We start from the raw sequence: 16,591 nt of genomic DNA, 5'->3' as shown, positions 1-16,591 counted from the left end.
GCGCCCCGAACTTCGGGGCGCTTTTTTTGTGCCGATTCAGTCGTCTCCACAGCCACAATCGCAATCACCGCCACAGTCACCGCCGCAGGAATCCCCGTAGCTGTCAAAGCTGCTGTCCCAGCCGCCGGACGTATCGTTTAAATGGTCCGTGTTGGCTGGCACCTGCTTTAATATAAATACAAATGCAATCCAGATGAGAGGAATCGCAATAATTAGCAAGCCCATTCAAATCCATACTCCTTTATGAAAAATTGTTGTTTGTTCCTGAATCTTTGGAAATAGGGGAAAAATAAGTGGAAAGGCTACTGTGGATTCGTGTGTTCCGTTTGAAACTGCGATCGTCAGGAGACGTGGAAGTCGTCAAATGGAATCTCGTTGTAAGGGTTGGGGACAAGATTCTGCCGCGGCGGGGAACCGTAATCCATACCGGGAGGCGGTGGTTCCAGGGCGATTGGTTCGCCAGGTTCCAAGGTCAGGGAAACCGGCTCCGGCGTCTTCCGCAGGTTGATACGGTGGACGGCGGCGGGCGGCGGCTCCGCCGGGCGCTGTGCTTCAAGCCGTTGAAAAAGCGTTTGAATGGACGCATAGGTGTCGGTAAAGTCGCGGCGGTCCGGCTCGATGTCTTCGGCAGGCTCCGCCGGAGGGGAAGCGTCGTAAAAAGCTGCCGGCTTTGGCTGCTGGACGGGCGGCTCCTCCATATTGGTATAAACGCCCGGCAGTATGGTGAATGCCGGAGGAATTTCATTTTCGTTCGGGGAAGGTTCGGCGGTGTCCTCCTCTGTGGAACCGGGAGCCGCTACGTAGAGCATCCCGCCGTCGGTTTGCTCTGGCTCGCTGTCGTCAAGCGCGGTGTAATCCTTCATAAAGCCTTTGACAAATAAATTTACCAAAAGATAAATAACAGCAACAATCACGAGAATTTCCATTGTGCAACCTCATTTCTCACACCGTAAAAAACGGTCCAAGGGCATACACTGATTTGTTTAAGCGGATGGGGAGGGATTCTCCCGGTAACAGGATGCGAGTAAAGTTCAGGGCCGCCGGTTCCGGGAATCGGAGAGCGGTATTTTCTCCGGCACAGCGCGGCCGCCAAACGGATGGGAAAAAGCGGAGGAAACAGGGAAGCCGGATTCGGAAAAAGGCTGGTTTGTTTCACGAAATTCCAAATTGTTGATTTCCTCCGGCTCGTCTTGGCGGAGGAGCGACTCTTCTATGCGGATTCGGTTCCGTTTGACGAAGCCGAAACAATAGCGGATTAGAATGATCAGAAGGAATGCATCGCAATAGATTCCTAAGAGATATGGAAGGACGACATTTGTAGCGTGGATAAAGGTGTAAAAGGAAAACGGGCAGAGAATGATCGCAATGACTCCCGCCAGCACAGCGGCAAGGATGTGGCAACGAAACTTTTTCATCACACAGCCTCTTTTCTTTCACCGAGTCAATCGGTCCGGGAACATATCGGTTTGTCCTTGTCGTACAAAAAAACATAAACGTATGTTCTTGTTTTAAAAGACAAACTATTAATATGCACTTATTATACTCGCTTGTTATTTTATTGTCAAATATTGGTGAAGAAAGAGCACCCCGAGGCAATCGCGTCGGGGTGCTCTTTTGTTGCTGGGATAGGCAGGTGTTTTTCCCGCCGTTCCTATATCTTTCTTGTGTCAATCAGGTTCACGGGAATCCCTTTTGCTTGTGCATAATGTAAAGTGGCTGTGGAACCGCTGCGGATTTTCGGATTGCATACCGCCAGCAGGGAATCCGCGTGGTCGACCATAAAACGGTTGCGCTCCATCATACATCTATCAGTATAATGCTCGTGCAGGCAGATCAGGCGGTTTGCACGGCAGAGAATGGAAAAGTAGCGCTTTTTGGCTTCGTCCGTCCAGTTCGCCACCTGATCCGCGCACGGCAGAACACAGACGAGACGGAGGGAAGAACATGTTTGCCGCATCTCCAATACGATTTCCGCGCCCCAGGTATCCACCCCCTGTGCCATGCCGGAGAGGAAAAGGGTGGTGCCTGCATAGGCGATATTGATGACTTCTGTCAACATGCGATTTTTTAAACGGACGCAGTCCGGATGGGACTCGTCGTATTGAAAGGGAAAATGGTCCGGGCGGTGGCCGGTGAAGGCGCAGGTTAGGATATGGGACATAAGACGTGCCTACTTTCTTATATTTTAGTATAAGAAAACTATACCACAGAAAAACGTATATTACAATACTGGTATTTTTAAATTTATAACTGGGCATACATAATAAAAACAAAGGTTGTGATATTATGTTTGCTGTTAGAATAAGATATTTGAGAAAGTCTCAAGGGCTGAATCAAGTAGAACTCGCTAAAAAGATAGGTGTTAAAAAGCAAAGCATTAGTAATTGGGAAAATGATAATATATTGCCTTCCATTGAAATGTTAGTTAAAATTGCAGATTATTTTCAGGTAAGTACGGATTATTTGTTAGGCAGAGAGGCATTACCCCATCAGGATGGGATCTATTTGGAAGTAACGGGTTTAAGGGAAGAACAAGTTAGACATGTGGAAAATATCATAAATGATATTCGGAATAATTAGAGGTTAGTTAAAAATGTCGTTAGAAAGATGTAAATCAGACATAACGAGAATAATAGGAGAAAGACTGAGAAACTACCGGGAACAGGCGGGGCTAAGCCAAGAAGAGCTGGCAGAGAAGGCGGACATTCATCCCGGTTATGTCGGAATGATAGAGCGTGCGGATAGAAATCCAACGGTCGAAACAGTTGAGAAGATCGCCCGCGCGTTAAACCTGCCGTTGGAAACGCTGTTTGAAAATATTGTGATCGGGAACGACGGAAAGAAAGTTGCCGCCGCGTGCTACCAGTTAATTCAATCCCAGCCGCTGAAGGAACAGGAAAAGCTGTACGATATTTTGAAGCAAATTGTGGATTATAAGAAGTATTAATGCGTTTGCAACGCATGCAACGATTAAAACGGGAAAAAGCCGTACAAGCTGTATTTTTACAGCTTGTACGGCTTTTTGAATGGATTGGTTTATAACAGTGATTCTATTGATTCTGCCCGGTTTGGGATGCGTGGCCTTCCAACCGGAAAAATGCTTGGAACAGCAGTACGCCCGCCAGCGTGTTGAGAATAGCGGTCAATGTCTGGTCGGGAGACAGCACGGGATACAGGAGGTGAAACTGAGCCGCCCAGAAGCATCCGCACAACAGCAAAAATAGAACGAAATGCACCGCGGAAAAGCGCCGGATGCGCGGGCTTCCGTGTGTGGCGAGCAGGCAAAGGACAAACCCGAATGCGATTTCCGTAATAAATGCAAGGCACCAGCAGAAAAAAGTCCATTGAAATTCGTAGTTGACCGAGGCAAGATGTTGCCAATAGGCGAACAGCCTTGTCCGCAGCACAGCGCCGGCGGTCAGCAACACGACGGCTGAAACAGGAAAAAGCCATTTTTTTGCGCTCATGGGTGCTCCTCCCCCTCGATAAGAAGGTGGTAATAAGAATGAGGCAGCCGAACGTTTTACAGTGTTCTGAAATAGCGGATGAGGAACGCGCCGATGATCAGGATTGCGCTGATGATCATATTCCGAGCGAATTTTTTGAGGAAGGACCGGTCTTCAATCGGACGATGTTCTCCCTTTGCCCGAAGAAACTGTATCCAGTTTGGAAAAAACTCCATAAAATTTACAATAAGTATAGAAATGACAGAAAACCACAGACTGTATGCTTTTGGAACAACCCAATCGGCGAATACCAGGATCATAGCGACGAGGAGAGGAACGATCCGGTCGACAAACATAGAAGCATCCCCCTTACGTTCAGACAGTTAAACTGCCGGGCGGGTCAAAACATTGTAAGCGGCGTAACCGCACAGGAACGCGATAAAAATAAAATAAAAGATCAATTTCCCCTTGTTGCCCCGTGTCCGTTCTGTTTTCCAATCCCGATAGGAATTAATCAGAATAAGCGAACTGGAACACAGAAGCGAAGCGGTCATTAAAAGTGCGCGCACCCAGCGTTCAGCATCTAAATAGAAATACGCGAGCAAAAATGACAGGCTTGTCAGGCTTACCAGAACTTTCGGTAAAAATGAAAGAATTTTTTTGCGGTTCATGTGAATTCCTCCTTAAAAAACGCTGTCTTCGATGAATTAAGAGGGCGAATCGGGAGGGTCAGAATGAATCCGGATGCGCTGGCCGCAATGACGGCAATACAGCGGGTGATTGACTGCGTACAGCAACCGTTCAATGGTGTGCGGTGTTCCACAGCAGGGACAGCGACAACGGCGGAACATGAGAACAAAACCGGCCAAAAGGCAGACCAGAGCGAAGGGCCACAGCCATTTTACGAAAAGAGAGAGCAGAAGCAACCCTGTACCCAGAAGCAGGAGAACAAGGATTCGTTTGAGAATCCCTACAGTTAAACGGCACATCTTTTATACCCATACGTCAACGGTCATCCATACGGTTTCCTCGGTGGGACCATACTGTGCCATAGCGGACGCTTTGCAGCCGACAGTGTTTCCTGAAATGTCGACGTTTCTGGAAAACGAATTCCCGTTGATTGAAACGGTCTTTCGATTGCTGCTGTCGCCGTACTGGGCCGACCGGCTGAACAGATAGACACTGGAACCGCAGTCATACTCTACACTGAAATGGATGAGCTGACGTTGAAACCCGGCGGTACGATAGGTGATGACTGCTTTGACAGAGGCATCCATTCTGCTGGCGGCAGCGGTATCGGCTGCGCTGACGGTCAATCGGTACTGGTCATAGGGCTCGGGGAGCAATTCCACCTCAGCTTTTTCAAACTGGATTGTTTTTAACGGAACGGTTTCCACGGATCCGTCTTCATTGGTAATCGTCAGATTGGCATGTTCCTTAGTGGGCACCGGCATAGGGGAATAGGCGTAGGCTTCCTGCGGAAAGGCCTCTCTGCCGGTCATACAGGATAGACACAGAATGGCACACAGGATCAGAAACAATCGCTTTTTCATATCAATTTCCCCTTCCAATCCATTGGTTGGAAAAAACTGCTGCCTGAATTCTTTCGCGCGCGGTTTTCCGCAAACCGATACGTTTCACGCTGTGAAGACGGACGATAGCAGTTAATACGAATGGAATTTTATGGTGCATAAAATCGTCCCATGGGACTAGACCTCCTTTAATGGTTTTCCAGTAAAGGATTATGATTTCACATTAACTATAACATGTGCGGGCAGCATTGTGTCGAAAAGTCAATATTTTTTACGAAAAAAAGGAAATGCCTGTTCTGATGGGGAACAGGCATTTCCTTTTTGATTATTTTTCCTTTGCGTCATCCATCACGTTGAGCGCTTCGCCCAGCGTATCCAGCGGCGTCATATTCGGCCCGAGCTTCACGCTGATGTACGGTTTGCCGCCCGCGTTGAGCGTGACGCGCTTCTTCAGCGCGGAAGTCAGCGCCGCCATCTGCCGCATGTCCTGCGGGTTCTTCAGGCTGAACGTGGGTTTGTACAGCAGCAGGCAGTCATTTTGCTGCTTGACCTCGCTGACGCCGAGGCCGGAGGCCAGGTTGCGCAGCAGCGCGACTTCGATCAGACCGTTGACGCTCTCCGGCGGCTCGCCAAAGCGGTCGATCAGCTCGTCGGTTACGTCCAGCGCATCGTCGCGCGTGCGGATGTCCGCGATGCGGCGGTACACCTCCAGCCGCTGGCTGAGGTTTTCAATGTATTTGTCCGGGATGTGCGCCTGAATCTGCATATCCACCAGGCACTCCTGTCCGTATTCCTGCACTTCTTCGCCCTTCTCGCGGCGGATTGCCTCGCTCAGCAGGCGCAGGTACATGTCATAGCCGACGGTTTCCATGTGGCCATGCTGCTCGCCGCCCAGGATGTTGCCCGCGCCGCGAATTTCCAGGTCGCGCATGGCGATTTTAAATCCGGAGCCGAATTCCGTGAACTCGCGGATTGCGGAAAGGCGCTTCTGCGCAATTTCAGACAATACCTTGTTTGGCGTAAAGGTCAAATAGGCATACGCGCGGCGGGAGGAACGGCCCACGCGCCCGCGCAGCTGGTGCAGCTGGGATAACCCCATGCGGTCGGCGTTCTCGATGATGAGCGTGTTGGCGTTCGGCACGTCCACGCCGGTTTCGATGATCGTCGTGCAGACCAGCACGTCTATTTCGTGCTCCAACAGCCTGCGCCAGACCTCGGACAGCTCGTTTTCCGCCATCTTTCCATGGCCGAAGCCGACGCGCGACTCGGGGATATTGGCCTGAATCCGCGCTGCGGTGCGTTCGATGGTGGCAACGTCGTTGTGCAGATAGTAGACCTGCCCGCCGCGCCGCAGCTCGCGCCGGATTGCTTCATATAAAACGGCGTTGTCGTGCTCCAGCACGTAGGTCTGTACGGGGTGGCGGTCGTGCGGCGCTTCCTCGATCACGCTCATGTCGCGGATGCCGGACATTGCCATGTTTAGCGTGCGGGGGATCGGCGTCGCGGAGAGCGTCAGCACGTCGACGTTGTTACATAAGGATTTCAGCTTTTCTTTTTGTGCCACACCAAAGCGCTGTTCCTCATCGATGATGACCAGGCCGAGATCCTTGAACTTCACGTCCTTGCTGACCAGCCGGTGCGTACCGACCACCATGTCGACCTCGCCGCGCTTGAGCCGCCGCAGGATTTCTTCCTGCTGCTTTGGCGTGCGGAAACGGGAGAGCAGTTCGATGCGCACCGGGAACCCCTCCATGCGCTTGGTCACGGTCTGGAAATGCTGCCACGCCAAAATAGTGGTCGGCACCAGCAGCGCGCACTGTTTGGAATCGCTGATGCATTTGAACGCGGCGCGCAATGCGACTTCCGTCTTGCCGAAGCCGACGTCGCCGCAAAGCAGCCTGTCCATGGGTGCTTCCCGTTCCATATCGTTCTTGATTTCGTCAATACAGCGGAGCTGGTCCTCTGTCTCGTCAAACTCAAAGTGAGATTCAAAATCGCGCTGCCACTCGTTGTCCTCGGAGAAGGCGTGGCCCTTGGCCTGCATGCGATCTGCATACAGCTTGATGAGTTCCTTCGCCATGTCCTTGACGGCGGCGCGCACACGGCTCTTCGCCTTCTGCCACTCCGCGCCGCCCAGACGGTGCAGCTTGACGCCGGCGTCCTCGCGCGGGCCGATGTATTTAGAAACCATGTCCAGCTGGGTGACCGGCACATAGAGCGTGTCGCCCTTGGCGTATTTAACCTTGATATAGTCCTTGACCACGCCGTGCATGTCGATCTTGTGGATGCCCTCGAAGACGCCGATCCCGTGTGCGGCATGCACCACGTAGTCGCCGGGAGAGAGCTCCGCCAGACTGTAGATCTCCTGGCTGTTCTTGGCGCGCTTCGGCTTCTTCTGCCGGGCGGCCAGCAACCGTCCGTGGGTGATCAGGCCGAAAAACGCCCCCGGCAGATCCAAGCCCGCGGAGAGCGCGCCCGACGTAATGACCACCGTGCCGCGCTGGACGGTCTGCGGGTGCTCCATATAGTCCGCGGGAAGCCCGGCGGCTTTCAGGTCCGCCGCAACGGTCCGCGCGCTGCGCTCCGTGCCCGCCAGAACGACGCAGGCCCATTTATTGTGCAGCATGTTCCGCAGGTCTTCCTCCAGCAGCTGGGTGCTGCCGCCCCAGACGGAGAGCTGCCGTGCCGTGACGCTGACGAGTGTATGGATGGGCGTTTCGTATCCGCCGCGCACAAAGGTGTCCAGATAGACCGCCCGGTTCTGAAACTGCCCGAGCGCGTAGGCCCAGTCCTCGCTGTAGGAGTCCAGACCGCGGCAGAGCGCGCCCTCTTCCAGATAGTCCTTTAAATCCTCGCCCCACTGCCAGGCGGTGCTGCGCGCGCGTTCCTTGACCTTGGCGGCCTCACTCACAAAGAGCAGCATGTCTTCCGCGAAGTAGTCAAACAGTGTGGCGGGTGCGTCGTACAGCAGGGGATAGAATTTGTCCGTGCAGCCGATGTGTATGCCCTGTTCCAGCTTATCCGCCTGCGCGTACAGGATCTCCTTGGCCTTGGGCGCGGTCTTGCCGCGCAGGGAACCCGCCAGCTTTTTGATCTTCTGGGCGAGAACCGCGGGGCTGTCGATCAGTGCTTCCACCGCGGGCGCGATCACCAGCTTTTCGATGTTCTCCGTGCGGCGCTGCGTCTCCAGATCAAACAGGGAAAGGGTGTCGATGTCGTCGCCCCAGTATTCCAGACGCACGGGGCTGGCGGCGTCCGGTGTAAAGATGTCCAGGATGCCGCCGCGCTGGGAAAACTGCCCGGTGCCGTCAATCTGTGCCGCGCGTTCGTAGCCGCAGGCAACCAGCGCGTTGACCACGTCCGCCATGGGGATGGACTGTCCGGCCCGGATGGTCACGGTGCGCTTTTTCAGCTCGGCGGGCGGGATGGCGTATTGCAGCGCTGCGTCCATGCAGGCAATCACCGCGTCGCACTCGCCGTTCAGGATGCGGGCCAGTGCCTGGATGCGCTGGTGTTCGTACTCATGGGAGGCGCCCGCCGCGTCGCGGAAGGAGAAGTCCCGCACGGGAACTGTCAGCGGCCGCATGCCCATCGCGGCGAGGTCGTCGCTCAGCCGCTGGGCTTCGCTCTCATCTCCGGCAACGACAAAAGCCCTGCGCTTTTGATTGGCGCAGAGCGAATAGATGAAGGCTGCCTTGTGTACGCCGGAGAGCCCGTTGACGGCGGCGGGCAGCTGCCCGCCCCGGACGGCCGCGTCCAGCGTTTTGAATTCCTTGAGGTTGTTCAGGGCGTTGAGAAGAAATTTCATAAGTTGTTCCCCGTCATAGCGTTTCAAAAAGATTTACAATTTGTTATATTAATAGGCAGATATACGATGCGTCTTATAGCTCTGGGGAGAATCGGTCAGTTGAACCGGTTCATCGCCTCCGTGCCGTTCCCGTTGACCAGCAGCCCGGCGGCGTCCGCCGCGTGCGCGAACACCTCGGAGAGCAGCTCCATCTCCTTGCCGGTGAAGCGGCTCAGCACCCAATCGGCGAGATCCCACTCCGGGCTTGGTTTCGCGCCCACGCCCAGCTTGATGCGGGGAAACGTGTCTTTTCCGCTCAAATATATGATGTTTTTCATGCCGTTATGCCCGCCGTCGCTGCCCTTCATTCGGATGCGTATGCGTCCGACCGGCAGGGAGATGTCGTCAAACAGGACAATGACGTGTTCCGCCGGGAGCTTGTAGAACTGCATGGCCTCCTGTACGCTCTGGCCGGAGAGGTTCATAAAGGTGGAAGGCTTGAGCAGCAATACACTTTTGCCGCCGACGGTGGCGCGGGCGCACAGGCCCTTGAATTTGAGGCGGTCGATCTTGACGCCGGCCTGTTCCGCGATGTGGTCCACCGCCATAAACCCTGCGTTGTGCCGCGTGCCCTCGTATTTGCTGCCGGGGTTGCCCAGGCCGACGATCAGGTATTCCACCGGACCGGCCGCAGCCGCGGGCCGTTTGAATAGATTTTTAAACATGGGGATGCTCCTTTGCCGTACATCGAAAATAGGGGAAAACGGTCGTTTTCTTTTTACAGAAGAAGCAGGCGGGATAGCAATGCTACCCCGCCCGTGGATCTGTTTGATTTGCAGTATATGGAGCCGCCGGATTACACGAACATCGGGCTGACCGGCTTGTCCTCGTAGATGCGCTCGATGGCCTCCGCGAAGAGCGGCGCCACCTGCAGCGTGGTGAAGTTCGGGAGCGTCTTTTCCTCCGGCAGCGGGATCGTATCCAGCAGGACCAGCTCCTTGATCGGGCTGTTCTGGATGCGCTCGATCGCCGGGCCGGAAAGGACGGCGTGCGTCGCACAGGCGGTCACTTCCGTCGCGCCGTGGTCCATGATGGCCGTTGCGGCGTTGCACAGGGTGCCGGCGGTGTCGATCATGTCGTCGACCAAAATAACCTTCTTGCCCTTGACGTCACCGATGATGTTCATGACCTCACAGACGTTCGCACGCTGGCGGCGCTTGTCCACAATGGCCAGGCCGCAGCCGATGCGGGTCGCAAAATTCCGCGCGCGGGTGACGGAACCGAGGTCGGGGGAAACCACAACGTAGTCGTCGCTGTTCTCACCGACGCGGTCCTTCATAAAGGAGGAGAGCAGGGGCGCGCCCAGCAGATGATCCACCGGGATGTTAAAGAAGCCCTGAATCTGGGAAGCGTGCAGGTCCATGGTGAGCACGCGGTCTGCGCCGGCGGTGGTCAGCAGGTCGGCAACCAGCTTGGCGGAAATCGGGTCGCGGGCCTTGGCCTTGCGGTCCTGGCGGGCGTAGCCGAAGTACGGCATCACGGCGGTGATGCGGGCGGCGGACGCGCGCTTCATGGCGTCGATCATGATGAGCAGTTCCATCAGGTTGTTGTTGACAGGCTCGCAGGTGGACTGGACAATGAAGCAGTCGGAGCCGCGGACGGATTCAAACAGAGAAACCGCGATCTCCCCGTCGCTGAAGGTGCCTACCTCGCTTTTTCCCATTGGCAGACCCAGACAGTCGGCGATCTGCTTTGCCATACGCTGGTTTGCGCTTGCGGCAAAAATTTTGATGTCCTTCCCGTGAAAATTCATGTTTGCGTTCCCCCTATATTTTGTGTTAACTCTATCACCCCCGGGTAACCCCTGGGGCAGCTTCCCAAATCAAAGGCGCTGCGGCCGGATTGGCAAATAAATAAGTAAAATTATTGCTGCGTAAAAGGAAGGCTGGTTCCATCCGGAACGGTGCGGTCGGTCAGCATTGTGCACGGCCCGATGACGCAGTCTGCGCCGACGCAGGAGCTTCCGCGCAAAATGGTGTTCGGCAGGATGCGGGTGGAGCGTCCGATTTTGACGTCCGGCCCGATGATGACCCCGTCCGTGCAGGGGATTTCCACGCCTTCCAGCATATGGGCGCGCAAAATCCGCTCCCTGGCGATCTCGTTCAGGGAGTGCAGCTGCAGGCAGTCGTTTGCGCCCAGTACCGCGTCCGGATCGGCGGCGATAAAGGCGCCCGCCCGTTTATTCTGTTCAATTAACAGACGCACCGCGTCGGTCAGGTAATATTCGTGCTGCGCGTTGTCGCTGCTGAGACAGCCCAGGATGGAGAGCAGGTTCTCCGTGCGGAACCAGTACGCGCCGGAGTTGATTTCCCGCACCGTCAGGGTGGCTTCGTCCGCGTCCTTGTGCTCCACGATGGCGCGCACCTGGCCGTTTGCCGGGTCGCGCACAATGCGGCCGTAGCCGGCCGGGTCGTCCAGCTCCGCGGTGATGACCGTAACAGCGCTGTCGTTTTGCAGGTGGTTTTCCAGCGCGGCGCGAATGACCGCTTCGCTGACAAACGGCGCGTCGCCGTTCAAAATCAGCGTGTGGTCGCCGCCCTGCGCGCGCAGGAATGGCTCCGCCATCATCACGGCGTGGCCCGTGCCGCGGCGTTCCGTTTGCAGAACGTGGCACAGCGCGGGGCCGTCCGGCTTTTGCGCTGCTTCCAGATAGCGCTCCACCTGCTCATGCAGGTGGCCCGCCACGACGCATACGCTGGAAACGCCCGCGCCCTCCGCGGCGTCGAGTACCCATTGCAGCATGGGCTTGAAAAGCACCTCGGAGAGGACCTTTGGATGGTTGGATTTCATGCGCTTTCCCTCGCCCGCTGCGAGGACGACGGCGCAGGTCTGCTCTGGCATAGGCAAAACCCTCCGGTAATTTAATAAGGTTTAAAGTAAAATAATGTGTTTTCCCACTTTTCTGAAAAGCGGCGGGATCAAAGGGCGGCGCCCTTTGCCGCTCCTCGCAAGGAGCGGGACTCTTGTTCCGGAAAAGAGCGAGTGGGAACGAGTGATATGGCTGTTTACGAGACAGAAAACTGGCTCTGAGGTATTTCTCTGTTCCCCGGCCTTCGCCGGGGATACGTCGCTTTGATAAAAGCGACAATAAAGACTATTTTTATTTTCAACTTTTCTGAAAAGGCCGGCCCGGCGGGCGGCCTTGAAAATACGAACGGCCGGACGGCAGGACGCACATCCGGATACTATGCCTATTATCTCATATGTACAGGATTTTTCAAGCGCTAATTCCGTTTTGCCCGGCGTTTTGTGAAAGTTCATCTGAATTCCCGCGGAAAATTTGCAATTATCGGTTGGTTTTATTGAAAAAGAACTGGCAATTGAACGGCTAATTTGCTATAATACAGGTTGAGCAAATAAGTTTGTGACAGAGTGACCTGTGCTCGTCTATTCAATTTTATTAGGAGGTATTGTTCAATGAGTCATAAGTATGTCTACCTTTTCTCCGAAGGAAATAAGGACATGCGTGAGCTGCTGGGCGGCAAGGGTGCGAACCTTGCTGAAATGACCAAAGCAGGCATGCCGGTTCCGCAGGGCTTCACCATCAGTACGGAGGCCTGCACCCAGTATTATGAGGACGGCAAAAAGATTAATGATGATATCCAGGCCCAGATCTATGAGTATCTCGGCAAAATGGAAGAAGTCTGCGGCAAGAAATTCGCAGACCCGGAAAACCCGCTGCTGGTTTCCGTGCGTTCCGGCGCGCGCGCATCCATGCCTGGCATGATGGACACCATCCTGAACCTCGGCCTGAACGACGAAGTGGTTGAGGGCCTGGCAAAGTTCACCGGCAACCCGCGTTTCGCTTACGACTCCTACCGCCGCTTCATCCAGATGTTCAGCGACGTTGTCATGGAGCTGCCGAAGCCGGAGTTTGAAAAGATCATCGACCAGAAGAAGGAAGAGAAAGGCGTCACACAGGACACCGATCTCGATACCGAGGACATGAAAGATCTGGTCAAGCGCTTTAAGGCGTTCTACAAAGAAAACAAGGGCGTTGATTTCCCGAGCGACCCGAAGGTTCAGCTCATGGAGTCCGTCAAGGCTGTTTTCCGTTCCTGGGACAACCCCCGTGCGAACGTGTACCGCCGCATGAACGAAATCCCCTACGATTGGGGCACCGCCGTCAACGTACAGGCGATGGTATTCGGCAACTCCGGAGAGAATTCCGGTACAGGCGTTGCGTTTACCCGTAACCCGGCGACCGGCGAAAGAGCGCTGTTCGGCGAATATCTGATCAACGCACAGGGCGAAGACGTCGTTGCAGGCGTGCGCACCCCGTCCCCGATCAGCCATCTGAAAGAGGATATGCCCGAAGTGTACGAGCAGTTTGCCGCCATCGCGGACAAGCTCGAGAAGCACTATAAAGATATGCAGGATATGGAGTTCACCATCGAGAACCGCAAGCTTTACATGCTGCAGACCCGTAACGGCAAGCGTACCGCAGGCGCGGCTCTGAAGATCGCGGTTGACCTCGTGAACGAAGGCATGATCGACGAGGAAGAGGCTGTCCTGCGCGTAGAGCCGCAGCAGCTCGACGCGCTCCTGCACCCGCAGTTTGACGCGGACGCCATGAAGAAGGCAAAGGTCATCGGCAAGGGCCTGGCTGCTTCCCCCGGCGCTGCCTGCGGCAAGGTCGTCTTCACAGCGGAAGACGCAAAAGAGTGGGCCAAGAAGGGCGAGAAGATCGTTCTGGTCCGCCGTGAGACCTCTCCGGAAGACATCGAGGGCATGCAGGTTGCACAGGGTATCCTGACTGTCCGCGGCGGCATGACCTCGCACGCGGCGGTTGTTGCGCGCGGCATGGGCACCTGCTGCGTATCCGGCTGCGGCGAGATCAACGTCGACTACGAGGCGAAGTTCTTCACCCTGGATGGCAAAACCTATAACGAGGGCGATTATATCTCCATCGACGGTTCCACCGGCAACATCTATGGCGAAGCAATCCCGACCGTTCCGGCTTCCATTTCCGGCGATTTCGGCGTGTTCATGGGCTGGGCGGATAAATATCGCAAGCTGAAGGTCTGCACCAACGCGGATACCCCGCGCGATGCGCACCAGGCACGCGAGTTCGGCGCGGAAGGCATCGGCCTTTGCCGCACCGAGCACATGTTCTTTGAAGGCGACCGCATCAAGGCGATGCGCGAAATGATCATTGCGGACAACCTTGACGACCGCAAGAAGGCGCTGGCCAAGATCATGCCGTACCAGCAGGGCGACTTCGAGGCGCTGTTCGAGGAAATGAACGGCTACCCGGTCACCATCCGCTTCCTGGATCCGCCGCTTCATGAGTTCCTCCCGACCAAGGAAGAGGACATCAAGGAGATCGCGGGCGAGCTGAACGTCACCGTTGAGAAGGTTCACGAAGTCATCGAGAGCCTGCACGAGTTCAACCCGATGATGGGTCACCGCGGCTGCCGCCTGACCGTCACCTATCCGGAAATTGCAGAGATGCAGACCACCGCTGTGATCAATGCGGCGATCAACGTCCAGAAGAAGGGCGTCAAGGTCATCCCGCAGATCATGATCCCGCTGGTTGGCGAAGTCAAGGAATTCGACTTCGTGAAGAAGATCGTTGTGGAGACCGCGGACAAGCTCATCGCCGATTCCGGCGTAGCGCTCAAGTACGAGGTCGGCACCATGATCGAGATCCCGCGTGCGGCTCTGTCCGCTGATAAGATCGCGGCTGACGCAGACTTCTTCTGCTACGGCACCAACGATCTGACCCAGATGACCTTCGGCTTCAGCCGTGACGACGCCGGCAAGTTCCTGGATGCCTACTATGACACCAAGATCTACGAGTCCGATCCGTTCGTGCATATCGACGTGGAAGGCGTTGGCCGCTTGGTCGAGATGAGCGCGAAGACCGGCCGCGAAGTCAACCCGGCTCTGCACCTGGGCATCTGCGGCGAACATGGCGGCGACCCGACTTCCGTCGAGTTCTGCCACAAGGTTGGCTTGGACTATGTCTCCTGCTCGCCGTTCCGCGTGCCGATCGCACGTCTGGCAGCAGCGCAGGCAGCTGTTAAGGAAAAGAGAGCCGCGAAATAAGCGCAAAATTTCCTGTAAAATAGCCGCGTTGTCAAACAGCGCGCGGAAATAAAAAGGCCGGACACAGAATCATGATTCTGTGTCCGGCTCTTTTTGCGTTTGCGGGATATAATTTTTAACGTAAGTTTCGTCCTGCGGAATCCATTTGGGGCAGGCCTTCATAGTTGGACGGCAATGCCGTATACGAGGAGGATGAACACAGTGTCCAAAGTAAATGGACTGGAATCTCCTGCTCCAAATATAATGTTGCCGATAAAACCCACAATTTTGACAGGTTTGTTTGCAGTCGGCATCCATATAATCACCTCTTGTATATTATGACACAAATTGTGTCATAAGTCAATTACACAATTTGTGTCAGATATACTTGTCGTGGTGATGAAAGTGAAATATGATAAAATTAAAATTTTACGGGTAGATAACGATAAGACACAACAGGAGCTGGCAGATTTTTTAAACTTGACACGAAGTGCCTACAGCAATTATGAAAACAACATAAGGGAAATTCCCATTGAAGTGCTGTCCGGTATTGCTGACTTTTGGAATACGAGTGTGGATTATCTGCTTGACCGCACGGATGAAAAGAAGCCTTACCCGCGAAAAGAAAAATAAAGGCAGGTGGAAAATATGTTTAAAAAGAAATGGACAACCGTTTTTAGCACCGTGGATCGGGATCAGCTTTTCCGCCTGCAAGCCTTATTGAACGCGGAGGGAATCGACTTCCGAACCGCCGCCCCGAATCAGACCAGGGGTGTGATTAGCGTCCGGACGCCTGCGGTTCAGCGGGACGAGACCGGTATGCTGTGGGAACTTCTGGTCAGGAAAGAGGACGCGGAGCGGGCCTACACAATCATACGATAGGTCCCATACTGGATTTATAAAAAATAAAACAGAACGTATCATAGAATTGTAAAGATTCTAAACGATACGTTCTGTTTTTTGTTTGGGAAAAACAAAGAGAATTATTTATTAAGATTGAAGCTTCGATATAATGTAAGGTGTTCATCTAAAAAACAGCGACAGGCCTTTTCAGCTTGTTTATCATCATTATTCCGCACGTTTTTGCCATACCGTTTAAAGCTGTCATCTCCCTTGATTTCCCCATACAATTGTAAACACTGTTCGCGCGTTAAATAGCCAACAAAATGCCATTGATCAGAATAGTATTCATACCATTCTTTTCTCACGAAGCGTTCCTGGACGAATCGATTTAATATGAGAACATAGGGTTTAGATGCTTCCGGATATCCTACAACTTTAAAGATGTCGTTGACGAATGGTTCCCAATCAATTCCAAATTGCTCTTGCAGTTTGTTTTTAGCTAAATCTTGATATTTTTGAGATAAAAAAACTTTTTTTAATTCAAACATAGTTTTTCCTTCAGCTTTTATGTTGGTGTTTGCGGTTGTAATTCATAGCTTATTATATACAAATTTAAGAGGATTCATGGTGCTGATTAGTCATCTGAACTCCTGTTTGCTTGTTGCGGGGGAGAACTGTGGTAACAGCTTGTCTGTACAGAATAGGCCTTTTATGCAGAGCAATGTTCCGGTGGATTACAAGGCTGATCATCATCGTTTTTATTAGAGCTTACACTTTTCGTTGCTTGCATACCTGCAATGAACGTTGCAATAATGAAATTATCCGAATCTGACGAATTCATCACAAAACGGATGATTTCATCTTTACAATTGTTATTCATCATATTGAACACC

20 protein-coding genes are annotated in these 16,591 nt (G+C 53.8%); 6 read left to right on the top strand and 14 right to left on the bottom strand.

Going from position 1 to position 16,591, the window contains the following annotated elements:
- Positions 1 to 36: 36 nt before the first annotated feature.
- The 4 genes from BN2106_RS00855 to BN2106_RS00840 form a co-directional block, all read right to left on the bottom strand.
- Complete coding sequence (locus BN2106_RS00855) at positions 37 to 225, bottom strand: hypothetical protein (RefSeq protein ID WP_050696686.1); 189 nt, start codon at positions 223 to 225, stop codon at positions 37 to 39.
- A gap of 116 nt (positions 226 to 341) precedes the next feature.
- Positions 342 to 926, bottom strand: coding sequence for a hypothetical protein (locus BN2106_RS00850; protein WP_050696685.1), 585 nt, complete (start codon positions 924 to 926; stop codon positions 342 to 344).
- 105 nt (positions 927 to 1,031) lie between these two features.
- Entirely contained in the window at positions 1,032 to 1,415 is a 384-nt protein-coding gene (locus tag BN2106_RS00845) for a hypothetical protein (RefSeq protein ID WP_050696684.1), read from the bottom strand.
- Between the two features lie 236 nt (positions 1,416 to 1,651).
- The gene (locus tag BN2106_RS00840; RefSeq protein ID WP_050696683.1) at positions 1,652 to 2,161 is read right to left on the bottom strand and encodes an SLOG family protein; all 510 of its coding nucleotides are present in this window, start codon (positions 2,159 to 2,161) and stop codon (positions 1,652 to 1,654) included.
- 125 nt (positions 2,162 to 2,286) lie between these two features.
- Here BN2106_RS00840 and BN2106_RS00835 point away from each other — a divergent pair, with 125 nt between their 5' ends.
- Both BN2106_RS00835 and BN2106_RS15460 read left to right on the top strand, forming a co-directional pair.
- A complete protein-coding gene (locus BN2106_RS00835; RefSeq protein WP_050696682.1) occupies positions 2,287 to 2,580 on the top strand; it encodes a helix-turn-helix domain-containing protein in 294 nt (97 codons plus the stop codon).
- A gap of 13 nt (positions 2,581 to 2,593) precedes the next feature.
- A complete protein-coding gene (locus tag BN2106_RS15460) occupies positions 2,594 to 2,947 on the top strand; it encodes a helix-turn-helix domain-containing protein (protein WP_074017363.1) in 354 nt (117 codons plus the stop codon).
- 103 nt (positions 2,948 to 3,050) lie between these two features.
- Here the strand turns inward: BN2106_RS15460 and BN2106_RS00825 are convergent, their stop codons facing one another.
- From BN2106_RS00825 to BN2106_RS00815, 3 genes are read right to left on the bottom strand one after another with little or no spacing between them, the layout of a single operon-like run.
- A complete protein-coding gene (locus BN2106_RS00825) occupies positions 3,051 to 3,467 on the bottom strand; it encodes a hypothetical protein (RefSeq protein WP_050696680.1) in 417 nt (138 codons plus the stop codon).
- Between the two features lie 56 nt (positions 3,468 to 3,523).
- Positions 3,524 to 3,802 (bottom strand): hypothetical protein, encoded by a 279-nt coding sequence (locus BN2106_RS00820; RefSeq protein WP_050696679.1) that lies wholly within the window; start codon positions 3,800 to 3,802, stop codon positions 3,524 to 3,526.
- A 27-nt stretch (positions 3,803 to 3,829) separates the two neighbouring features.
- On the bottom strand, positions 3,830 to 4,117 hold the full coding sequence (locus BN2106_RS00815) for a hypothetical protein (RefSeq protein WP_050696678.1): 288 nt from the start codon (positions 4,115 to 4,117) through the stop codon (positions 3,830 to 3,832).
- A gap of 63 nt (positions 4,118 to 4,180) precedes the next feature.
- Between BN2106_RS00815 and BN2106_RS00810 the strand changes: the two genes are divergently transcribed.
- Complete coding sequence (locus BN2106_RS00810; protein ID WP_050696677.1) at positions 4,181 to 4,426, top strand: hypothetical protein; 246 nt, start codon at positions 4,181 to 4,183, stop codon at positions 4,424 to 4,426.
- Between the two features lie 12 nt (positions 4,427 to 4,438).
- On the opposite strand, the gene BN2106_RS00805 is transcribed toward BN2106_RS00810, so the two are convergent.
- The 5 genes from BN2106_RS00805 to BN2106_RS00785 form a co-directional block, all read right to left on the bottom strand.
- Positions 4,439 to 4,999 (bottom strand): hypothetical protein, encoded by a 561-nt coding sequence (locus BN2106_RS00805; RefSeq protein ID WP_050696676.1) that lies wholly within the window; start codon positions 4,997 to 4,999, stop codon positions 4,439 to 4,441.
- Between the two features lie 304 nt (positions 5,000 to 5,303).
- Entirely contained in the window at positions 5,304 to 8,786 is a 3,483-nt protein-coding gene (gene mfd, locus BN2106_RS00800) for a transcription-repair coupling factor (protein WP_050696675.1), read from the bottom strand.
- A 95-nt stretch (positions 8,787 to 8,881) separates the two neighbouring features.
- Positions 8,882 to 9,490, bottom strand: coding sequence for an aminoacyl-tRNA hydrolase (gene pth, locus BN2106_RS00795; protein ID WP_050696674.1), 609 nt, complete (start codon positions 9,488 to 9,490; stop codon positions 8,882 to 8,884).
- Positions 9,491 to 9,621: 131 nt separating this feature from the next.
- Positions 9,622 to 10,578 carry a ribose-phosphate pyrophosphokinase gene (locus tag BN2106_RS00790; RefSeq protein ID WP_050696673.1) on the bottom strand — a complete coding sequence of 319 codons (957 nt, stop codon included), beginning with the start codon at positions 10,576 to 10,578 and terminating at the stop codon, positions 9,622 to 9,624.
- A gap of 110 nt (positions 10,579 to 10,688) precedes the next feature.
- On the bottom strand, positions 10,689 to 11,666 hold the full coding sequence (locus tag BN2106_RS00785) for a sugar phosphate nucleotidyltransferase (protein ID WP_074017362.1): 978 nt from the start codon (positions 11,664 to 11,666) through the stop codon (positions 10,689 to 10,691).
- 576 nt (positions 11,667 to 12,242) lie between these two features.
- Between BN2106_RS00785 and ppdK the strand changes: the two genes are divergently transcribed.
- The 3 genes from ppdK to BN2106_RS00770 all read left to right on the top strand — a co-directional run bounded on the left by ppdK (position 12,243) and on the right by BN2106_RS00770 (position 15,737).
- Positions 12,243 to 14,876, top strand: a complete 2,634-nt coding sequence (ppdK, locus tag BN2106_RS00780) for a pyruvate, phosphate dikinase (protein WP_050696672.1) — start codon at positions 12,243 to 12,245, stop codon at positions 14,874 to 14,876.
- Between the two features lie 384 nt (positions 14,877 to 15,260).
- The gene (locus BN2106_RS00775; RefSeq protein WP_082236333.1) at positions 15,261 to 15,488 is read left to right on the top strand and encodes a helix-turn-helix domain-containing protein; all 228 of its coding nucleotides are present in this window, start codon (positions 15,261 to 15,263) and stop codon (positions 15,486 to 15,488) included.
- Between the two features lie 15 nt (positions 15,489 to 15,503).
- The gene (locus tag BN2106_RS00770; RefSeq protein WP_050696671.1) at positions 15,504 to 15,737 is read left to right on the top strand and encodes a putative signal transducing protein; all 234 of its coding nucleotides are present in this window, start codon (positions 15,504 to 15,506) and stop codon (positions 15,735 to 15,737) included.
- Between the two features lie 101 nt (positions 15,738 to 15,838).
- Here the strand turns inward: BN2106_RS00770 and BN2106_RS00765 are convergent, their stop codons facing one another.
- Positions 15,839 to 16,246 (bottom strand): hypothetical protein, encoded by a 408-nt coding sequence (locus tag BN2106_RS00765; RefSeq protein ID WP_050696670.1) that lies wholly within the window; start codon positions 16,244 to 16,246, stop codon positions 15,839 to 15,841.
- Positions 16,247 to 16,407: 161 nt separating this feature from the next.
- A complete protein-coding gene (locus BN2106_RS15925; protein WP_154666373.1) occupies positions 16,408 to 16,581 on the bottom strand; it encodes a hypothetical protein in 174 nt (57 codons plus the stop codon).
- Between the last annotated feature and the right edge of the window lie 10 nt (positions 16,582 to 16,591).

Source organism: Anaeromassilibacillus senegalensis (assembly GCF_001261775.1).
Lineage (GTDB): Bacteria > Bacillota > Clostridia > Oscillospirales > Acutalibacteraceae > Anaeromassilibacillus > Anaeromassilibacillus senegalensis.
Note: the sequence above shows the minus strand (reverse complement) of the source record. Positions and strands in the feature narration are given on the sequence as shown.